This is a genomic window from Cryobacterium tepidiphilum, assembly GCF_003716325.1.
GTDB classification, from domain to species: domain Bacteria; phylum Actinomycetota; class Actinomycetes; order Actinomycetales; family Microbacteriaceae; genus Cryobacterium; species Cryobacterium tepidiphilum.
On sequence record NZ_RDSR01000014.1, the window covers coordinates 40,116 to 57,983 of the forward strand.

Here is a 17,868-nt window from a genome sequence, read left to right on the forward strand (position 1 = left end):
CGGCGCCTCGCCTGCGTAGCGTGGCAGCGCACATCGACCATCGTCGACCCGCTTCACCCGAAGGAGCGAAAATGCGCACTCGTCGCACCCGCCTAGCCCGGCCCGCCCTGATATTCCGCGGCGAAAAGCCGCCGCAGGGCTGCAGTCCCGGCGCGCCCTAGCGTCGCTAGCACCCGTCAGCTCGAGGCCTTGAGGCACCGGGCTCTTCGGCGTGCCCGAACCCAGAAGGCTGCTGTGGGCAAAGTTGTCCTACCCCCGGTCGCTGGCCCTCGCAAGGGGGGTTGGTGAAGAAGTCTCAGCTCCGGATAGCTTTCGATCACTTCCTCGGTCAACCCGAACCGGGAAAACACAGAATGGAATACATCATGAAGACCCTGACCCGAATTCAGGCTCGTATCAACAGCATGCGGAACGAAGACGGCGCCACCGCCGTGGAGTACGGACTCATCGTCACGCTCATCGCAATCGCCATCATCGGCGGAATCACGGCAGTTGGGACCGCCCTGGACGGCGTGTTCAGGAATGACATCGCCGGCAACCTTTAGCAAGCACCCCGGCCGCGATCGTCCGCCGCAGGGCTCACTCGTGCAGTGGTGGCGGCGTCCGCACTGGACGCCGCCACCACTCTCTCAGAAAGGTTCCCCCCATGATGTGCAGGCGTCACAGCACCGGCCAGGGTGAACGCGGCGCGGCAGCGGTCGAGTTTGCGCTCGTCCTTCCGGTCCTTCTCGTGCTCCTGCTGGGCATCGTCGAGTTCGGACGCGTGTTCAATGTGCAGGTGTCGGTGACGAACGCCGCTCGCGAAGGCGCCAGGGTGATGGCGATCGAAAATGATCCGGCCCTGGCCCGTGCGGCGGCGACTGCGGCAGCGCCATCCGTGAACCCGGCCATCGGAGCCGGCAACATCACCGTCACCCCGTCGGACTGCGACGGCGGTGGCACTGCCCGGGTGACGATCGACTACCCGGTCGACCTGCTCACCGGCTGGTTCGATTTCCTGCCCCCCATCAACCTCACCGGAACGGGAGTCATGCTGTGCGGTGGATAGTGTCTCGGATTCGGTCTGACGGTGGCGCCACCGCCGTGATGGTTGCCCTCCTGATGGTGCCGCTTGTGGGCTTCGCCGCCATCGCGGTCGACGCCGGCGCGCTCTATGCGGAGAAGGCGCAACTTCAGAACGGTGCGGATGCGGCAGCGCTTGCCGTTGCGCAGCACTGTGCCGTCGATGCCTGTGGGGATACGGCGTCAACCGCTGAGGACTTCGCCAGCGCGAACGCCAACGACGGGGCAGCGAACGTGTTCAACATCGAACTTGGCTCGAACACCGTCACAGTCTCGGACTCGACCCGCACCGCCCAGGGTTCGGGCGCGATGTCCCATCCCCTGGCCGCTCTCATCGGCGTCAATTCCTCCACCGTGCACGCCACCGCTACCGCGGAGTGGGGCGGCCCGGGCTCCGGGCCGGCTGTCCTTCCCATCGCGCTCTCCTACTGCGAGGTCATCAATGCCCTCGAGCCAGGCGTGGCCATGACTATCCGCACCGACACGAACCGGCCATGCCACCGCGCTGCGGGCGAACCCGAGATCCCCGGCGGGTTCGGCTGGATCGACCAGATCGACGGCTCGTGTGAATCGTACGTCGACGTGACCAACGGTGAGCTGTGGGTCGGAAGCGATCCCGGCAACAATGTTCCAACGCTCTGCAAGGACAAGCTCGACGAGCTCAAGGGCCAGACCATACTCATCCCGGTCTACGACGGGGCTCGAGGCAATGGCCAGAACGCGGAGTACCGCATCTACGCCTTCGCGGCGTTCACGATCACCGGCTGGAATTTCAGCGGTTTCAGCGACACCGACCCCGCCGCCTCACCGAGCTGCACAGGCAACTGCCGCGCCATCCAGGGTTACTTCCAGAAGTGGGTGAGCGTCGACAGTGCCTTCGACCTCGGCGGCCCCGACCTCGGCGGATCCGTCGTACGACTCATCGACTAGGAGAACAATATGAAGACCCGACTCATCGGCGCGATCCTGGCGATCGTGCTCGCGCTTTCCGGCACGGTCGTACTCACCGGCTATGTGCGGGGCGCAGACGCCCGCGCGGCTGCGGGTGCCGAGCTGGTGCCCGTGTTTCTGGTCACCGCTGAGATTCCTGCGGGCACCACGGCCGAGCAGGCGCAGAAGAGCATCACGGCCAAGAAGATCCAAGCTAGCGCCGTCGCGCCAGGCCACGTCACCAAGCTGAGCGCGCTCGCCGGCAAGGTTGCGGAGGTGGACCTGAAACCGGGCGAACAGCTGCTCTCCTCCAGGTGGGTCGATCCCGCCGCGCGAGCCGCCGCCGGTGATGTTCCCCTTCCGGTGGGAAAGCAGGCGGTCACGGTCGCGCTCCGCGTGGAGCAGGTCGTGGGAGGCGCGGTGGAACCGGGCGACACTGTGGGCGTAGTGATCTCCGCCGACAAGGCTCCGGGAGCCGCCGACAACCCGTTGACCGCGCAGGCGCTACACAAGGTTCTCGTCACTGCCGTGCAGGAGGGCGAGACCACGGCCCCCGTCCAGGACGTGAAAACGCCGGCCGAACCGGCGAGCACCATCATGGTGACCCTCGCCCTCACGACTCCGGACATCGAGAAACTGGTGTGGGGCCAGGAGTGGGGCTCCGTCTGGCTCACGCTTGAGCCGGAGGATGCCAACGAAAAGGGCTCGCGGGTCGTCAACGGCAAGGTGGTGTTCCCGTGACGCACACACTCCTCGTCAGCCGAAATCGCAAGTTCGAGGCCCGGCTGCGGGCCCTGCTCGGCGACGACCTTGAGACGATCATGGGCGATGTCCTCGGGAAGGGGCCCATGGCGGCCCTCGGCAGGCTCCGTGCCGGCGATCGTCCGCAACTGGCGCTGCTCGGGCCGTCCCTTTCCTATGCACAGACCTACGAGCTGTCTGCCGGGCTTCGGACTCTGTACCCCGGCCTGGGAATCATGCTTGTCGCCGAAGGCACAAGAGGCATGGGCAGATGGGCCACCGAGCTGCCCGTCCAGGCGGTGCTGAGCCCCAGTGCTTCCGACGCGGCGCTGCTGGAGGCCGTCGACCGGGCGCCCCGCGGAGGCACCGCTCCGGCGCCAGAGCCCGCTCAGTTTGTGGCGGCAGTGGAATCATCGGAACACACGGCCGATCCCTCGCTTGAGTCGTTCAAGGCAGGGGCCGACAGGTCGGGCGATTCCGAGATCAGCCGGCGGCCGGGCGACGACTCGCTCGCTGAACCGACAGCCGGTCTGGATAACCTGGCCGACGGCATCCCGAGCCAGGTCATCGCCGTCGTCTCGCCGAAGGGCGGAATGGGCAAGACGACCGTAGCCACCAACCTGGCTGTCGGCCTCGCCAAAATCGCCCCATTTTCGGTCGTGCTCGTCGACGCCGACGTGCAGTTCGGCGACGTCGCGACGGCCCTGTCGCTCACGCCGTCATCAACCCTTCCCGACGCGGTCTCCGGGGCAGCATCAAGTGACACGATGGTCCTGAAGAGTTCGCTCACGTCCCACCCCAGTGGCTTCTACACGGTGTGCGGGGCGGAGTCGCCGATCGACGGTGACCGTGTCACCGGAGAGCAACTCGGCCACCTCATCGAGCAGCTCGCGCAGGAGTTCCGATTCGTTATCGTCGACACCGCTCCTGGCCTGGGGGAGCACACGCTCGCCGCTCTCGACGCCGCCACGGACGCCGTGATGCTCTGCGGCATGTCGGTCACCAGCATGAGGGGACTCCGAAGCAACCTCGACGTGCTGTCCCGAATTGGGATCAGTCCGGGGCGACGCCACGTTGTACTCAACTTCGCCGATCGCACGAGCGGGCTGACCGTGCGCGACGTGGAAGCGACGACCGGAGTGCCGGTCGATCTCGCCATCCCGCGCTCGAAGCTGGTCGTTGTGTCGACCAACCGCGGCATTCCGATCCTGCAGGCCGGCGGCAGGAACCCGGCCGCCACCGCCCTCGCCGGTCTCGTGGCACGGTTCGATTCCTCAGCGCCGCCGAAACGGCGTCGCCTTCACAGAAGGGTGGTAGTCGCGTGAAACTGACCGATCGAGTCGAGGCGCTCACGTCCACCACCGCGGGGCCGGCATCCCGCGTGGTGCAGCCGGCCGCAAGCAAGACGCGCATGGCCGAAGCGGCTCCCTCCGTGCTGACCACGATGAGGCCGCCCCTGGCTGCCGCGACAGTGGCTGCGCATCCGTCGCAGGTCGAACCTGTCGTCGACCCGTTCAGTGAACTGAAAGAGCGGGTGTCGCAAACCCTCTTCGAGCGGATCGGAGCGAGGCTCAACGACCCCAGCCTCTCCGAGGAGCAGCTGCACAGCTACGCACGCGCCGAACTCACCGGAATTGTCGCCGACGAGCAGATGCCCCTGAACTCCGACGAGCAGGCGAGGCTCATCGTGGAGATCGCCGCTGATGTGCTCGGGTACGGGCCACTCGAAGCGTTGCTTGCCGACGATGATGTGACTGAGATCATGGTGAATGGCCCGGAGCAGATCTTCGTGGAGCGGCGTGGCCGCCTCACTGAGAGCAGCGTGCATTTCGCGAGTGAGTCGCAGCTGCGGAGGGTCATCGAGCGGATCGTCTCAAAGGTGGGCCGTCGCATCGACGAGTCGTCGCCGCTCGTGGACGCCCGCCTCGCCGACGGTTCTCGCGTCAATGCGATCATCCCGCCGCTCGCCGTTGACGGTTCGTCGCTCACGATCCGCAAATTCTCCCGCCAGGCACTGACGGCGTCCGATCTCATCGCCCTCGGCACGATGAGCCCTGACGTGGCCGACGTGCTCCACGCGTGTGTCGAAGCCAAACTCAACATCATCGTCTCCGGCGGAACCGGCACCGGCAAGACCACCCTCCTTAACGTGCTGTCCGGGTACATACCGGGAGACGAGCGCATCATCACCATTGAGGATGCCGTGGAGCTGCAACTGCAGCAGCAGCATGTCATCCGCCTCGAATCGCGGCCTGCGAACACGGAGGGCAAGGGCGAGGTGACGATCCGGGACCTGGTGCGGAACTCTCTCCGCATGCGCCCTGACCGCATCGTGATCGGGGAGTGCCGTGGCGGCGAGAGCCTCGACATGTTGCAGGCAATGAACACCGGGCACGAAGGGTCGATATCCACTGTGCACGCGAACTCGCCCCGCGATGCGATCGCCCGTTTGGAGACTCTGGTGCTGATGGCCGGGATGGACCTCCCGCTTCGCGCCATCCGGGAACAGATCTCTTCGGCGATAGACGTGATCGTGCAGATCACCCGCCTGAAGGACGGCTCCCGTCGGATCACGCACGTGACCGAGGTGCAGGGCATGGAGGGCGACATCGTCACGCTGCAGGACGCGTTCGTCTTCGATCACCGAGCCGGGTTGGATTCGGACGGACGGATGCTTGGCACCGCCGTCGCGACCGGTGTGAGACCTCGCTTCGCCGACCGCTTCACGGAACTCGGACTACCACTGTCTCCGACGGTATTCCAGGCCACCCTCGCCACGAGGGGTGTGCGATGAACCCGGCGCTGCTTTACGCCGGTTGCGCGCTGGTCCTGCTCGCGCTCCTGGCGATTGTGTTCTTCGTGGTCGCCCCCGCGCAGCCCCTGGTACCGCTGGAGCGGCGGCGGGCACCCGGAGCGATTCCCGATGTGTCACCGCTGACGGTGATGACTGATCGCACGTTGGGCGTCATCGACCGAGCGCTGCGGCATAGTCGGCGTCCGGCATTCAGCACGCACGAGCTCGAACTTGCCGGCATCCGGATGCAACCGTCCGGCTTCATCATCATGGTGATTTCCGCCTCGGCCGTTCTCGCGCTTGTCGGCATGCTTCTCGGCCGCGGGACGATCTGGAGCCTCCTCCTCATGGTGGCCTTCGCTGCCCTCGGCCCGGTCGGCGCCAAGGTCGTTGTTGGCGTGCGAACAAGCGGGAGACGAGCAAAGTTCGCCGAGCAGCTCGATGAGTCGCTCGCGCTGCTCTCCGGTGGCCTTCGGGCCGGCCACAGTCTCCTCCGCGCCGTGGATGCCGCGTCTCACGAGGCGGAATCACCCACAGCCGAGGAATTCGCCCGCGTCGTGAATGAGACCCGGCTCGGCCGCGACCTCGGCGATTCGCTCGACAACACCGCTCAGCGGATGCGTAGTGACGACTTCAAATGGGCTGCACAAGCCATCGCCATCAACCGGGAGGTGGGTGGAAACCTATCGGAGGTACTCGACCAGGTAGGACACACGATCCGGGAGCGCAACGAGATCAGGCGGCAGGTCAAGGCGCTCGCCGCGGAGGGCAAGCTGTCGGCCTGGATCCTGGTTCTCCTGCCGATCGCCGTCTGCGGCTTCCTCCTCCTGACCAACCCGGGCTACTTCGCTGCCTTCTTGGAAAACATCATCGGGCTTGCGGCGCTCGTCGTGGGCGCCATCCTCCTCATCGTCGGCTCGGTGTGGATGGCCGCCGTCATCAAAGTGAAGTTCTAGGAGGAACCCATGCCATCACTCATCGCCATAGCGGCAGCGATAGCGATCGCCGGCGGATTCGGAGCGCTCGTAGGGATCCTGGTCGGCGGTCGAGCCCCGCAACACGCCATCGAGGAAGGTGCAGCAGCACCTGTCGTTCCCCGGGGCACTGTGAAAGACAGTCTCCACAAGATCGCGCCTCGCGGCTATCTCACCTGGCTGGAACGCCAGTATGTGCTTGCCGGGCGCCCGGCCGGCTGGACGGTCGACAAAGTCGTCATGGTCAAGCCGCTCGCGGCGGCGGGTGGCGCCGTGCTCGCCCTGTGGTGGATCAGTGGCGACCCGGTGCCGCTGCGCTTCCTTCTCGGTCTCGCCCTGACCGCCCTGTGCTTCTCCGTCCCTGACCTGCTCCTGATGAGCCGGGGGCAGGAACGTCAGGAGAAGATCCAGCTGGCCCTGGCCGACACGCTCGACCAGATGACGATCTCGGTGGAGGCCGGACTCGGCTTCGAGGGTGCGATGGCGAAGGCCGCGACGAACGGCGATGGGCCGCTCGCGGAAGAGTTCATCCGCACCCTGCAGGACATGAGCATCGGCCGCACCCGGAAGGATGCCTACCTCGCACTCGGCGAGCGCACCACGTCGGCCGACCTCCGTCGCTTCACGCGCTCTGTCATCCAGGCCGACACCTACGGGCTCGCCATCGCTGACGTGCTCCGGGTGCAGGCTGGGGAGATGCGCCTGCGTCGCCGGCAGCGCGCGGAGGAGAAGGCCATGAAAGTGCCGGTGAAGGTGCTCTTCCCGCTGGTCTTCTGCATACTGCCGGTGCTCTTCATCGTGCTGCTCACCCCGGCCGTGATCGGCATCGCGAAGGCGTTCTTCTAGGGGGAAGAGCGCCCCGCTCGCCGAGACGGAGCGTTCCGGTCGAGACCGCCAGGCGCGCCCGTCGGTCTCGACCGGAACTGGCTATGTCGGAGCACCACGAATGCCGCGGAAGCCGTTGCCCAGGGTGGTGTGTGGGATATGGCCCCGAAGCGACTGCCTAGCGGAAGTTCACGAACTGCAGGGCGACGTCGAGGTCCTTGCCCTTGAGCAGCGCCATGGTGGACTGCAGGTCGTCGCGGCTCTTCGAGCTCACGCGGATCTCGTCGCCCTGGATCTGGCTCTTGACGCTCTTGGGCGCCTCGTCGCGGATGATCTTGTTGATCTTCTTCGCGTTCTCCTGGTCGATGCCGGCCTTCATCGACGCCTCGATGCGGTATTCCTTGCCGGAGGCGAAGGGCTCGCCGGCGTCGAGGCTGCGGAGTGAGATGCCGCGCTTGATGAGCTTCGCCTCGTAGACCTCGAGGATGGCCTTGACCCGCTCCTCGCTCGTGGCCTTCATCAGCACCTTCTCGCCGCTCGGCTCGATCGACGCCCCGACGTTCTTGAAGTCGTACCGCTGTGCGACTTCCTTCTGGGCCTGGTGGAGCGCGTTGTCCGCCTCCATCTGGTCGACCTTGCTCACGATGTCAAACGTTGAATCAGCCATGCACCCGATTCTAGGCGGCACCCGTTCCGCAGGTGAGGGCGAGGATTTCCGGCAGCGGTTCGGAACCGGTATCCTTAACCGGCGCCTGCGGGCGCATGGCGAGTTACCCAAGTGGCCAAAGGGATCTGACTGTAAATCAGCCGTCGTAGACTTCGGGGGTTCGAATCCCTCACTCGCCACAGGATGAAAAAAGCCACCGGATTCCGGTGGCTTTTTTCATGCCGGCTCAGCACAGAGCGCTGGGCTGGCTCAGAGGCGAAACGATTGCGCGGGTCGGCGTGGGTGTGCGATCATTCCCGTGATCGTGATCCATTCGGCAGGAGGTGAGACCCATGTACGCAGTATCCGTAATGGCGCTCCCCTGCAGGACAGGATCACGCGACTGAGGTAGTCGCAGCAGGGAGTGCCGACAGGCAATTCGCGAAGGGCGACTCCCATGAACACAACATTTTCTTCACGGCCCAACGGCGGGCCAGACAAGCGGGCCCTGGTGCTTGCCGGCGCCGGAGCGGCAGGCAACGCGTGGGAGATCGGCCTCATCGCCGGCCTGTGCGAAGCCGGGCTGGATGTGACCCGGGCCGACCTGATCATCGGCACATCGGCAGGATCCACCGTGGCAGCCCAGGTCACGAGCGGCACACGGCCGGCAGACCTGTACGCGGCAATTCTCGCCGAGGTTCCCCCACTGCGGGCCAGCGACGCCGGACCGCAGGCGCGACGCGCTCCCCATCCCTCCGGGCACACCTACATGGAGTGGTCGAACGGAATCATCGGTTCTGCCGAGGATGCGTCCGACATGCGTCGCCGGATGGGCGCCGCTGCCCTCGAAACGGATGCGTCCAACGGCTCCGGCCCGTCCCGGTGGCGCGACGTCGTTGCGGCTCGGCTTCCCAGCCAGCACTGGCCGCAGCAGCCAGTGCTCATCACGGCGGTCGATGCCCGATCGGGTGAACCGGTCGTGTTCGACAGCCACAGCGGAATCGACCTCGTGGATGCGGTCGCGGCCAGCACCAGCAACGGTTTCGGAGGCGCATACCGGATCGGCGATCACCGGTACATCAACGGCGGGTACCGACGCAGTGAGAACGCCGACCTGGCGGCGGGATGCGGACGGGTGCTCGTGCTGTCGCCGTTCGGCGGCAGGTCACGCATGCCGCTGGAGTGGGGCATGGACCTCGCTACCCAGGTCGCCGAACTTCGTGCCGGGGGCAGCAGGGTTGAGACCGTGTTTCCGGATGACGGCGCGGGTGACGTCTTCAACGTCAATGCGATGGATCCGTCGACGCGCCTGCAGGCCGCACGAGGGGGCTATGAGCAGGGCACAGCGCTCGCCGAGCCGCTCGCAGCATTCTGGGAGTGACGCCCGGAATCCGTCGAACACACTCCCGTCTCGGGGAGCACGAGCTGCACCCGGCGAGCCGCCTCGCTGTTGCCCGCGAGCTCGTCGGCGATGGATCGGACCTGCTCGTAGCCGGTGAGGAGGAGGAACGTGGGGGCGCGCCCGTAGCTCTTCATGCCGGCGATGTAGAAGTTCGCCTCCGGGTGGGCGAGCTCGGCGACGCCGTGCGGGTACACCGTGCCGCAGCTGTGGAGGTTGGGGTCGATGAGGGGCGCGAGCCTCACGGGTGCTTCCACGACCTCGTCGAGCTGCACGCGGAGTTCGCGGAGCATGTCGGTGTTCGGGCGGAAGCCGGTGGCGTTCACGATGATGTCGGCTTCCACGGCCTCCACCTCGCGCCCGCGCCTGCCCAGGGCCCGCACGCGCCCGTCATCCGTTGCCTCGACGTCGTCGATCTCGAACCGGTCGACCAGGGTGACCTTTCCGGCGCGCACGAGGTCATGCACGACGCTGCCGAGCCGTCCGCGCTCCTCGAGGTCGTCGTTCTCAGAGCCGTACACGCGCACCGGACTCGCGTTTCGAATCGCCCACGTCACCGTGGTGCCCGGTGCCTGCCCGGCGAGCTGCGCAAGCTTGATCAGGGTATTGGCGGCAGAGTGGCCGGCGCCGACCACCAGCGCCGCCCTGCCCGCGAAGCGCTCTCGGTCGGCGCCCAGCACGTCGGGGAGCGCGTGGGTCACGTGCGCCCGTGCTGTGTCGCGGCCGGCCGGTTGCAGCCCGCTGGCAAGAAGGCCGTTCGCGGTCGAGTACGTGCCCGACGCGTCGACGACGGCCCGGGCCAGCAGCTGCTCGACGTGCCCGTCCCCGTTCTCGACCCGGATCAGGAACGGCGTGCCGGCACGGCCGGTCGAGCGGGTGCGGTCCATGCCCTGGCGGCTGACCGCAGTGACCGTGCTGCCATAACGGATGCGCGGTGCCAGTTCGGGCGTGGCGGCGAGCGGCTTCAGGTACTCCTCGACGAGCTCCCGGCCGAAGGGGAGGTGACGGGACGAGGGCGGCTGCCAGCCTGTCGGGGCCAGGAGCCGGGCGGCCGCCTCATCGATCAGGTACTCCCACGGCGAGAACAACCTCGTGTGGCCCCACGCCGCGACGGCTGCCCCGGCGGAAGCGCCGGCCTCGAGCACGATCGTGTCGACTCCGCGCTCCAGAAGCTGGGCGGCGGCCGCGAGCCCCACCGGGCCCGCGCCGATGACGGCGACGGGAAGGCCGGTGAGCCGGTCGTGCGCCGTGAGCGCGGGGGCGGGCGCTTCGGTGAGCGTCATGACGGTTTCTTCTTTCTGTCGGCGAAGGTCAGATGGTGACGAGCAGGCGGGCCAGGGAGTCGAGCGCGCCCGGCGCGAGGCGGTAATACGCCCACTGGCCGCGCTTGGACCGGGTGAGGAAGCCCGCCTCGGTGAGGATCTTGAGATGGTGTGACACGGTCGGCTGGGAGAGCCCGAGCGGTTCGATGAGGTCGCATACGCACGCCTCGCCGCCGTCGTGGGCGGCGACCAGCGAAACGAGGCGCAGCCGTGCCGGGTCCGCCAGCGCCTTCATCGACCGCGCCAGTGCCTCCGCGTTCTCCGGCGACAGCGATTCACGGCTGAGGGGAGCGCAGCAGGCGGTGACATCGGTGACCGGAAGGCCCATCGTTGAACTCATAGTGCGATGATGCCCGGTGCATCGATGCTTGTCAATATTCACATTCGTAAATATGCTGGGCGCAAGCGATGCCCGACAGGTCTCAGGAGAAGAAAGCGAGGTGCCCGATGGCCACGAAGCCCAGTGTGCTTTTCGTGTGCGTTCACAATGCGGGGCGGTCCCAGATGGCCGCCGGTTTCATGCGGGCGCTGGCGGGCGACCGCGTCGACGTCCTGTCCGCAGGTTCCGAGCCGAAAGACCAGATCAACCCGGTCGCCGTCCAGGCCATGGCCGAGGAGGGCATCGATATCGCGAACAACGTGCCCGCCATCCTCACGACCGATGCGGTGCGTGACTCCGACGTCGTCATCACCATGGGCTGCGGGGACGCCTGTCCGATCTTCCCCGGCAAGCGGTACGAGGACTGGCAGCTCGACGACCCCGCCGGCCAGCCCCTCGAGGCCGTGCGCCCCATCCGCGACAAGATCAGGCAGCGCGTCAGCTATCTCCTCGCCGAGATCCTCGCCGACGAGGCGAAGCACTAGCGAGTTGGCCGCCTGACTGTTACCTTGTAGTTCTATGTACCTTGCAGCTCTAGGTACGTAGAACGTCACGGTGTGGAAAGGGGCAGCGGATGCGCATCGGAAAAGACCTGGTGGCGGCGGCGGCGACACCGCTGGTGCTCGGCATCCTCGCGGAGGGGGAGTCGTACGGGTACGCGATCCTGCAGCGGGTCAGCGAGCTCTCGGGCGGCGAACTCCAATGGAGCGACGGCATGCTCTATCCGCTGCTGCACCGGCTGGAACGGCTGGGCCACATCGAGTCGACCTGGGGTGAGTCACCCAGCGGGCGTCGCCGCAAGCACTATCGCCTGAGCGCGAGCGGCACCGCCGCCTTCGCCGAGCAACGCAAGCAGTGGGCGGTCGTCGGTGAAGCCCTGCAGCACGTCTGGCACGACGGCCGCGGCACCTCGCTTGCGTTGGGAGGTGCGTGGTGACCTACGACGAACGGGGCGTCGACGAGGCGGGTCGCGACGAGCTGGGCCTCGACGAGCAGATCACGCTTTGGCGAAGCTACATGGCCGACCGCCCGGCGGTCGCCCAGCCGGACGTGGACGAACTCGAAGCCCACCTGCGCGACCAGATCGACGCGCTCACGGCATCCGGCCTCGCCCCCGACGAAGCGTTCCTCGTCGCCGTGCGCCGCCTCGGCAGGATCGACGACCTGTCACGGGAGTTCGCGCGCGAGCACTCCGAACGCCTGTGGAAGCAGCTCGTCATAGGTGAGCCGCACGCAGCCAGGCGGGAACCCGCCGGACTCTGGACGGCACTCCTGCTCGCGATCGCCGCCGGCGTGGGCCTCAAACTCCCCGCCCTGTTCGGCGTCACCCTCTCCAGCGACCCCGATTTCTACCTGCGCAACGCCCCCGTCCTGGTGCTGCCGTTCCTCGCCGCCTACTTCCTCGTTCGCCGGCGCTCCGGCGCGGCGACCGTCGCCGCGGTCGCGGCGTTCTTCATCGCCGCGGCAGTCGTGCTGAACGCCTACCCGTTCGCGGAGGCAGGCGCGACCGAGCCGCTCGCCGTGGTGCACGCGGCCGTCGCGCTGTGGATCGTCACCGGCATCGGCTACGTGAACGGCGATTGGCGGTCGGGCCGGGTCCGCATGGACTACATCCGCTTCACCGGCGAATGGGTCGTCTACTTCGTGCTCATCGCCCTCGGTGGGGGAGTGCTGGCCGCTCTCACCCTCGGGGTGTTCAGCGCCATCGGCATGGACGCGTCGCAGTTCGTCGCAGAATGGATGCTCCCGTGCGGTGCCACCGGCGCGGTCGTCATCGCCGCCTGGCTCGTCGAGGCCAAGCAGAGCGTCATCGAGAACATCGCCCCGGTGCTGACCAAGCTCTTCACGCCACTGTTCACCCTGATGCTGCTGGCGCTCATCGCATCCGCTGTGGTGCAGCACGACTTCATCGACAGCCAGCGCGACTTGCTGATCATCTTCGACGTGGTGCTCATCGTGACCGTCGGCCTGCTGTTGTACTCGATGTCGGCGCGCGACCCCGAGCGCCCGGCCGGCTGGTTCGACACCCTGCAACTGGTCATGGTCGCCGCAGCGCTCGTGGTCGACCTGTTCGTGCTGATCGCCATGATCGGCCGTATCGACGCCTACGGCGCCAGTGCCAACAAGCTCGCTTCCCTGGGTCTCAACCTGATCCTGCTGGTCAACCTGGCCGGTGCGGCCTGGCTGCAACTGCGGTTCGTGCGTGGCACCGTGCGCTACCCGGCGCTCGAGCGCTGGCAGACCTCTTACCTGCCGATCTACCTGGCCTGGGCGGCCATCGTGGTGGCGGTGTTCCCGCCCATTTTCGCGTTCGCCTGACAGGCGGGCGTCGCGTGAGCCCGGCTCGGTGAGCGGATGCCGCCGGCCGGGCACACAGGTACGGTGAAGGCATGACCGCACCGGCTGAGTTTCTCGACATTGCCCGCCAGGCCGCCCTTCGAGGCGGCGAGCTGGCCCTGCGGCGGCGACGCGAAGGCGTGCAGGTCGCGGCGTCGAAGTCCACGCCGGAAGACATCGTCACCCACGCCGACCGCGAGACCGAGGAGCTCATCCGTGACTTCCTCGCCGACGCCCGCCCCGACGACGGTTTCCTCGGGGAGGAGTCCGAAGCGAGCACCGGTTCCTCGGGGCTCACCTGGGTGGTGGACCCGATCGACGGCACCGTCAACTTTCTCTACGGCATTCCGTTCTGGGCGGTCAGCATCGCCCTGGTCGAGGGGGACCCGGACCCGGCGACGTGGAACACGCTCGTCGGCGCGGTGTTCAGCCCGACGGCCGACGAGATGTACACCGCGGCAGCGGGAGGGGGAGCGTTCCTGAACGGTCGTGCCATCGCGGTGAACCAGGGTGTGCAGCTGCCCCTCGCGCTGGTCGGCACGGGCTTCTCGTACAGCGCGCAGCGGCGGGTGCGACAGGCGGATGTCGTGAGCAGCCTCGTCGGCCGCGTGCGGGACATCCGTCGCCTGGGCGCTGCGTCGCTCGATCTGTGCGCGGTCGCGGCCGGCCGCCTCGACCTGTTCTACGAGCGCGGCCTGAACCCGTGGGACCTCGCGGCCGGCGCGCTCGTCGCCCGCGAAGCCGGGGCGAAGGTGGGCGGCTTCGACGGCCGGCGCGAGGGCAGCGACCTTCTGATCGCGGCCGCGCCCGATCTCTACGGCACGATGGAGCCTGTCCTGGCCGGTCTGTTCCGCACGTTCATGGAGGACGACGACGACACGGAATGATGTCCCCCATGCGGGAACCCCCGCTTCGGGGGTGATCCTCCGGCGTCGTCTTGGCGAAGACGGGGAGGGCGGGTTAACCTTTATGAAGTCGTTATTTCGGAGCCCGGCCGGAATGAGATCCACCGTTGCCAGCGTCCACCGAAAGACCTCACTTTGTCACGTCACTCCTCGTCACCGGCTGCCGGTGTGAGTGAACCCTCCCTGGAGGGCATGACGGAGGCGACGACGCCGACGACTGCCGCGATCGTCATCGAGGGAGTCACCGCGTCGACCGAGCGGCCCCTCTCGCGCCGCGAGCTGCGAGAGCGTGAACGCCGGCAGCAGAGCGTCGTGCCTCGTGAGATCGCCGACACCGTCGAAAACACCCCCCGCGAGGTTGCGGCCCCGGCGTCGGCGGATGCCCACCACGACGACTACGAGCGCGTGCTCACGGGCGTGCCGACCCGTACGACGGAGATCCCGCTGCCCTCCCGCGCGGCGCTCCGGAGCGCGCGACGCGCGACGGAGTCGGAGGAGTCCGCGGAAGGGGCGGTGCTCTCGACCGTCCCGGCGCCCCGCAGCACTCACGCAGCAGCGTCCGTGTCGCTTCCCGCCACCGCTCCGCTGCCGATCATCGCGACCCCCGTGGTCAGCCTCGCGCCGGCGGCGCCTGCGCCCCTGGACGTGCCGGGCCTGCTTCAGACGACCGCACCGGCCGAGGCGCAGTCTGTCACCCAGCGCCGCGCTCGCGCCCGTTCCGCTCGGCCGGCCGCCGGCCACCGCACGCGTCCGCCCCGCACACGTTGGGTGCCGACCCGCCGTGGCGCCGCCAAGGGCGTCACCGTGGCGGCGATGACGATCGTCGCCCTGATGGCCGTCTCGACGTCCGTTCCCGCGGAGGCGCTCCTCTCGTTCGAGGACGTGCAGTCCGCCGCCGTCGCCGCGCGGCAGACCGACGCGGGCGCGCCCTCGCAGACCCTCAACCTCGCCAGCGGCCCCGACATCATCTCCGTGCAGCGTGACGGCTACGAGTCGCAGACGGTCGCGGAGGTGGCGGCGGCCAGCGGCATCCGCTTGGAAGCAGACTTCACCAACAACCCCAACGGCACCATCCAGTGGCCGTTCGCGGTCGGTGTGCACATCGGCGACCACTTCGGTTATCGCGACTGCGCCGGCTGCTCGGCGAACCACCACGGCCAGGACTTCAACCCCGGCTTCGGCGCCCCGATCCAGGCGATTGCCGACGGTGTCGTGCACTACACCGAGGATGGCGAGGGCAGCCTCGGCGTGCACATGGTGATCGACCACCACATCGACGGCGAGCTGGTCTCGAGCGTCTACGCCCACATGGAGCACGGCTCGATGCAGTTCCGGGAGGGCGACCACGTCAAGGTCGGCGACGTCATCGGCTACACGGGCAACACCGGCATGTCGACCGGGCCCCACCTGCACTTCGAGATCCGCATCGGCGGCATCGACGGAACGTACGTCGACCCGCTCGAGTGGCTCTACGCGCACGTCGACTGACCCGTCACCCGCCGCCTCGCCGCCCGCGCCCGCCGCGTCGCCCGCGCCCGCCGCGTCGCCCGCGCCCCGTGAGGGGTCGGCTTTACCTAGTGCCGGCTCGAGACGACTAGGTAAAGCTGTCCCCTCACGCTGGGAACGGGCGCGTGCGGCGGGGCGGGGCGGGGCGGGGCCGGACGAGGGTCAGGGGCGGGTCAGGGGCGGGCGAGCCAGACCGTCGTGTCGGGCGGGAGGGTGCGACCGGTGATCGCCTCGCTCGCGAGCAGCACCTCGCCCGACGGCAGGGCGACGGATGCCGTTCCGGTGTTCGCGACGACCGTCACGTCGCCGTTGCCGATCGCCAGCACCTCGTCGCCGAAGCCGCCCCGCCAATGCAGGCTGCCCGCGCCGAGAGCGTGCTCGCGACGGAGACGCAGCGCCCGCTTGTACAGTTCCAGCGTCGAGCCCGGGTCCCCGGCCTCCACGTCGCGCGCGAACCGGGCCCACTCGGCGGGCTGGGGCAGCCAGCTGGCGCCCGTGGGCCCGAAGCCATATGACGGGGCGTCGGCTTCCCAGGGGATCGGCACGCGGCATCCGTCTCGGCCATAGCGCTCGCCGCCGCTGCGGAACCAGGTGGGGTCTTGGCGGGCGGAGTCGGGGAGGTCGATGACCTCGGGGAGTCCGAGCTCCTCGCCCTGGTAGATGTAGCTGGAGCCGGGCAGCGCGAGCATGAGCGCGGTCGCGGCGCGGGCGCGCCGCAGGCCGACGACGGGGTCGGGGAGCCCCTTCGACCGTGGCCCCAGCCCGTGACCCTGCAGGTTCGTGGCGGTGACAGCCAGGCGCGACGCGTGCCGCACCACGTCGTGGTTGGAGAGCACCCAGGTGCTCGGCGCACCGACCGATGAGAAGGCGGCCAGCGACTCGTCGATGACCTGCCGGAGCGGCTTGGCCGCCCACGGCGTCTCGAGGTACGGGAAGTTGAACGCCTGGTGCATCTCGTCGGGGCGCACCCAGTCCGCCACCTTGGCGAGCGGCGACACCCAGGCTTCGGCGGCAAGGATGCGCTCGCCCGGGTATTCGTCAAGAATCGTGCGCCAGTCGCGGAAGATGTCGTGCACGCCTGCCTGGCCCCAGTACGGCGGGCTGTCGGCGGGTTCCTCGCTCATCCCCGGCTCGAGGGTGGCGGTCCCGCCGCCCATGCTGCCGCCCTCGGCCGGCGGCGTGTAGTCGGGAAGGCCGGCGGCCTTGATCATGCCGTGGGCCACATCCACCCGGAACCCGTCGACACCGCGGTCGAGCCAGAACCGCAGGATTCCGCGGAACTGCTCGCGCACCCATGGGTTCTCCCAGTCCAGGTCGGGCTGCGACGAGTCGAACAGGTGCAGGTACCACTGGCCGGGCGTTCCGTCGGCCTCGGTGACCCGGGTCCACGCCGGACCGTCGAAGACCGACTGCCAGTTGTTGGGCGCCAGCTCCCCGTTCTCGCCCCGGCCGTCACGGAAGATGTAGCGGCCGCGCTCCTCGCTTCCCGGTCCGGCGGCGAGCGCAGCCTGGAACCAGGAATGGTCGCTCGAGGTGTGGTTGGGCACCAGGTCGGCGATCACACGGATGCCGCGTGCATGGGCCTGCTCCAGCATCCGGTCGAAATCGGCGAGGGTGCCGAACAGCGGGTCGACGCCGCAGTAGTCGGCGACGTCGTACCCGGCGTCGCGTTGCGGCGACGGGTAGAAGGGGGAGAGCCAGATGGCGTCGACGCCGAGGTCGGCGAGGGCGGGGAGCCGGCGGGTGATGCCGGCGAGGTCGCCGAGGCCGTCGCCGTCGGCGTCGGAGAAGGAGCGCGGGTAGATCTGGTAGATGACCGCGGTGCGCCACCACTCCGAGGGCGACGAGTCGCTCGCGGGGCTTGGCGCCGCGTCCACCGCAGGTCCGGCGGTCGTGTGCGTCGCCTCCCCGTATGCCGCGCGCTCTGCAGTGTCTGTTGCCGTGTCTGCCATGTGCGCCACCTTACGTCGAGGTGCCGCCGACGCGAAAACCGGGGTACGCGCGCGCGGTCTACGGGTGGCCCGGAGTGATGATATTCTGTACCGGTT

At 68.1% G+C, this 17,868-nt stretch carries 18 protein-coding genes and 1 tRNA gene; 15 read left to right on the top strand and 4 right to left on the bottom strand.

Translation table 11 applies throughout. The annotated features are described in order from the left end of the window. The first annotated feature begins 284 nt into the window (after window positions 1–284). The 8 genes from EEJ31_RS09320 (at window position 285) to EEJ31_RS09355 (ending at window position 7,347) form a co-directional block, all read left to right on the top strand. The gene (locus EEJ31_RS09320) at window positions 285–545 is read left to right on the top strand and encodes a Flp family type IVb pilin (protein WP_233563825.1); all 261 of its coding nucleotides are present in this window, start codon (window positions 285–287) and stop codon (window positions 543–545) included. A gap of 101 nt (window positions 546–646) precedes the next feature. Continuing rightward, complete coding sequence (locus tag EEJ31_RS09325) at window positions 647–1,048, top strand: TadE/TadG family type IV pilus assembly protein (RefSeq protein ID WP_233563826.1); 402 nt, start codon at window positions 647–649, stop codon at window positions 1,046–1,048. Window positions 1,049–1,083: 35 nt separating this feature from the next. Then, on the top strand, window positions 1,084–1,992 hold the full coding sequence (locus EEJ31_RS09330; RefSeq protein WP_148040156.1) for a pilus assembly protein TadG-related protein: 909 nt from the start codon (window positions 1,084–1,086) through the stop codon (window positions 1,990–1,992). 9 nt (window positions 1,993–2,001) lie between these two features. Next, window positions 2,002–2,733: a Flp pilus assembly protein CpaB gene (cpaB, locus tag EEJ31_RS09335; RefSeq protein WP_123046033.1), complete on the top strand. Its 732-nt coding sequence runs from the start codon at window positions 2,002–2,004 to the stop codon at window positions 2,731–2,733. Further along, entirely contained in the window at window positions 2,730–4,058 is a 1,329-nt protein-coding gene (locus EEJ31_RS09340) for an AAA family ATPase (protein ID WP_233563827.1), read from the top strand. Before cpaB ends, EEJ31_RS09340 begins: the two co-directional genes overlap by 4 nt. Further along, on the top strand, window positions 4,055–5,527 hold the full coding sequence (locus tag EEJ31_RS09345) for a CpaF family protein (protein WP_407643228.1): 1,473 nt from the start codon (window positions 4,055–4,057) through the stop codon (window positions 5,525–5,527). Before EEJ31_RS09340 ends, EEJ31_RS09345 begins: the two co-directional genes overlap by 4 nt. Next, window positions 5,524–6,483, top strand: a complete 960-nt coding sequence (locus EEJ31_RS09350) for a type II secretion system F family protein (protein ID WP_123046034.1) — start codon at window positions 5,524–5,526, stop codon at window positions 6,481–6,483. Before EEJ31_RS09345 ends, EEJ31_RS09350 begins: the two co-directional genes overlap by 4 nt. Before the next feature lie 9 nt (window positions 6,484–6,492). Continuing rightward, entirely contained in the window at window positions 6,493–7,347 is an 855-nt protein-coding gene (locus tag EEJ31_RS09355; protein ID WP_123046035.1) for a type II secretion system F family protein, read from the top strand. A 157-nt stretch (window positions 7,348–7,504) separates the two neighbouring features. Here EEJ31_RS09355 and EEJ31_RS09360 read toward each other — a convergent pair whose 3' ends face one another. Then, window positions 7,505–7,993 carry a YajQ family cyclic di-GMP-binding protein gene (locus tag EEJ31_RS09360; RefSeq protein WP_123046036.1) on the bottom strand — a complete coding sequence of 163 codons (489 nt, stop codon included), beginning with the start codon at window positions 7,991–7,993 and terminating at the stop codon, window positions 7,505–7,507. A 97-nt stretch (window positions 7,994–8,090) separates the two neighbouring features. Between EEJ31_RS09360 and EEJ31_RS09365 the strand changes: the two genes are divergently transcribed. Next, window positions 8,091–8,172: transfer RNA gene (locus EEJ31_RS09365), tRNA-Tyr, on the top strand. Window positions 8,173–8,429: 257 nt separating this feature from the next. Next, a complete protein-coding gene (locus EEJ31_RS09370; protein WP_123046037.1) occupies window positions 8,430–9,353 on the top strand; it encodes a patatin-like phospholipase family protein in 924 nt (307 codons plus the stop codon). Here the strand turns inward: EEJ31_RS09370 and EEJ31_RS09375 are convergent. Next, entirely contained in the window at window positions 9,302–10,654 is a 1,353-nt protein-coding gene (locus tag EEJ31_RS09375) for an FAD-dependent oxidoreductase (protein ID WP_123046038.1), read from the bottom strand. The two genes, EEJ31_RS09370 and EEJ31_RS09375, sit on opposite strands and share 52 nt — an antisense overlap. 28 nt (window positions 10,655–10,682) lie before the next feature. Beyond that, entirely contained in the window at window positions 10,683–11,033 is a 351-nt protein-coding gene (locus EEJ31_RS09380) for an ArsR/SmtB family transcription factor (protein ID WP_123046039.1), read from the bottom strand. 107 nt (window positions 11,034–11,140) lie between these two features. Between EEJ31_RS09380 and EEJ31_RS09385 the strand changes: the two genes are divergently transcribed. The 5 genes from EEJ31_RS09385 to EEJ31_RS14250 all read left to right on the top strand — a co-directional run bounded on the left by EEJ31_RS09385 (window position 11,141) and on the right by EEJ31_RS14250 (window position 15,802). Then, complete coding sequence (locus tag EEJ31_RS09385; RefSeq protein ID WP_123046040.1) at window positions 11,141–11,557, top strand: arsenate reductase ArsC; 417 nt, start codon at window positions 11,141–11,143, stop codon at window positions 11,555–11,557. A gap of 89 nt (window positions 11,558–11,646) precedes the next feature. Continuing rightward, window positions 11,647–12,009, top strand: a complete 363-nt coding sequence (locus tag EEJ31_RS09390; RefSeq protein ID WP_123046041.1) for a PadR family transcriptional regulator — start codon at window positions 11,647–11,649, stop codon at window positions 12,007–12,009. Continuing rightward, on the top strand, window positions 12,006–13,391 hold the full coding sequence (locus EEJ31_RS09395) for a permease prefix domain 1-containing protein (RefSeq protein WP_233563828.1): 1,386 nt from the start codon (window positions 12,006–12,008) through the stop codon (window positions 13,389–13,391). The genes EEJ31_RS09390 and EEJ31_RS09395 overlap by 4 nt, the downstream gene beginning before the upstream one ends. 71 nt (window positions 13,392–13,462) lie before the next feature. Continuing rightward, window positions 13,463–14,296, top strand: a complete 834-nt coding sequence (locus tag EEJ31_RS09400) for an inositol monophosphatase family protein (RefSeq protein WP_123046042.1) — start codon at window positions 13,463–13,465, stop codon at window positions 14,294–14,296. A 186-nt stretch (window positions 14,297–14,482) separates the two neighbouring features. After that, on the top strand, window positions 14,483–15,802 hold the full coding sequence (locus EEJ31_RS14250; protein WP_148040157.1) for a M23 family metallopeptidase: 1,320 nt from the start codon (window positions 14,483–14,485) through the stop codon (window positions 15,800–15,802). Window positions 15,803–15,993: 191 nt separating this feature from the next. On the opposite strand, the gene EEJ31_RS09410 is transcribed toward EEJ31_RS14250, so the two are convergent. Beyond that, window positions 15,994–17,772, bottom strand: a complete 1,779-nt coding sequence (locus EEJ31_RS09410) for a glycoside hydrolase family 13 protein (RefSeq protein ID WP_123046044.1) — start codon at window positions 17,770–17,772, stop codon at window positions 15,994–15,996. Window positions 17,773–17,868 lie beyond the last annotated feature (96 nt).

Coding starts and splice junctions, on each gene's coding strand:
- EEJ31_RS09325 (WP_233563826.1), top strand. CDS start 647: ATGATGTGCAGGCGTCACAGCACCGGCCAGGGTGAACGCGGCGCGGCA.
- cpaB (WP_123046033.1), top strand. CDS start 2,002: ATGAAGACCCGACTCATCGGCGCGATCCTGGCGATCGTGCTCGCGCTT.
- EEJ31_RS09350 (WP_123046034.1), top strand. CDS start 5,524: ATGAACCCGGCGCTGCTTTACGCCGGTTGCGCGCTGGTCCTGCTCGCG.
- EEJ31_RS09355 (WP_123046035.1), top strand. CDS start 6,493: ATGCCATCACTCATCGCCATAGCGGCAGCGATAGCGATCGCCGGCGGA.
- EEJ31_RS09360 (WP_123046036.1), bottom strand. CDS start 7,993: ATGGCTGATTCAACGTTTGACATCGTGAGCAAGGTCGACCAGATGGAG.
- EEJ31_RS09370 (WP_123046037.1), top strand. CDS start 8,430: ATGAACACAACATTTTCTTCACGGCCCAACGGCGGGCCAGACAAGCGG.
- EEJ31_RS09375 (WP_123046038.1), bottom strand. CDS start 10,654: ATGACGCTCACCGAAGCGCCCGCCCCCGCGCTCACGGCGCACGACCGG.
- EEJ31_RS09380 (WP_123046039.1), bottom strand. CDS start 11,033: ATGAGTTCAACGATGGGCCTTCCGGTCACCGATGTCACCGCCTGCTGC.
- EEJ31_RS09385 (WP_123046040.1), top strand. CDS start 11,141: ATGGCCACGAAGCCCAGTGTGCTTTTCGTGTGCGTTCACAATGCGGGG.
- EEJ31_RS09390 (WP_123046041.1), top strand. CDS start 11,647: ATGCGCATCGGAAAAGACCTGGTGGCGGCGGCGGCGACACCGCTGGTG.
- EEJ31_RS09400 (WP_123046042.1), top strand. CDS start 13,463: ATGACCGCACCGGCTGAGTTTCTCGACATTGCCCGCCAGGCCGCCCTT.
- EEJ31_RS09410 (WP_123046044.1), bottom strand. CDS start 17,772: ATGGCAGACACGGCAACAGACACTGCAGAGCGCGCGGCATACGGGGAG.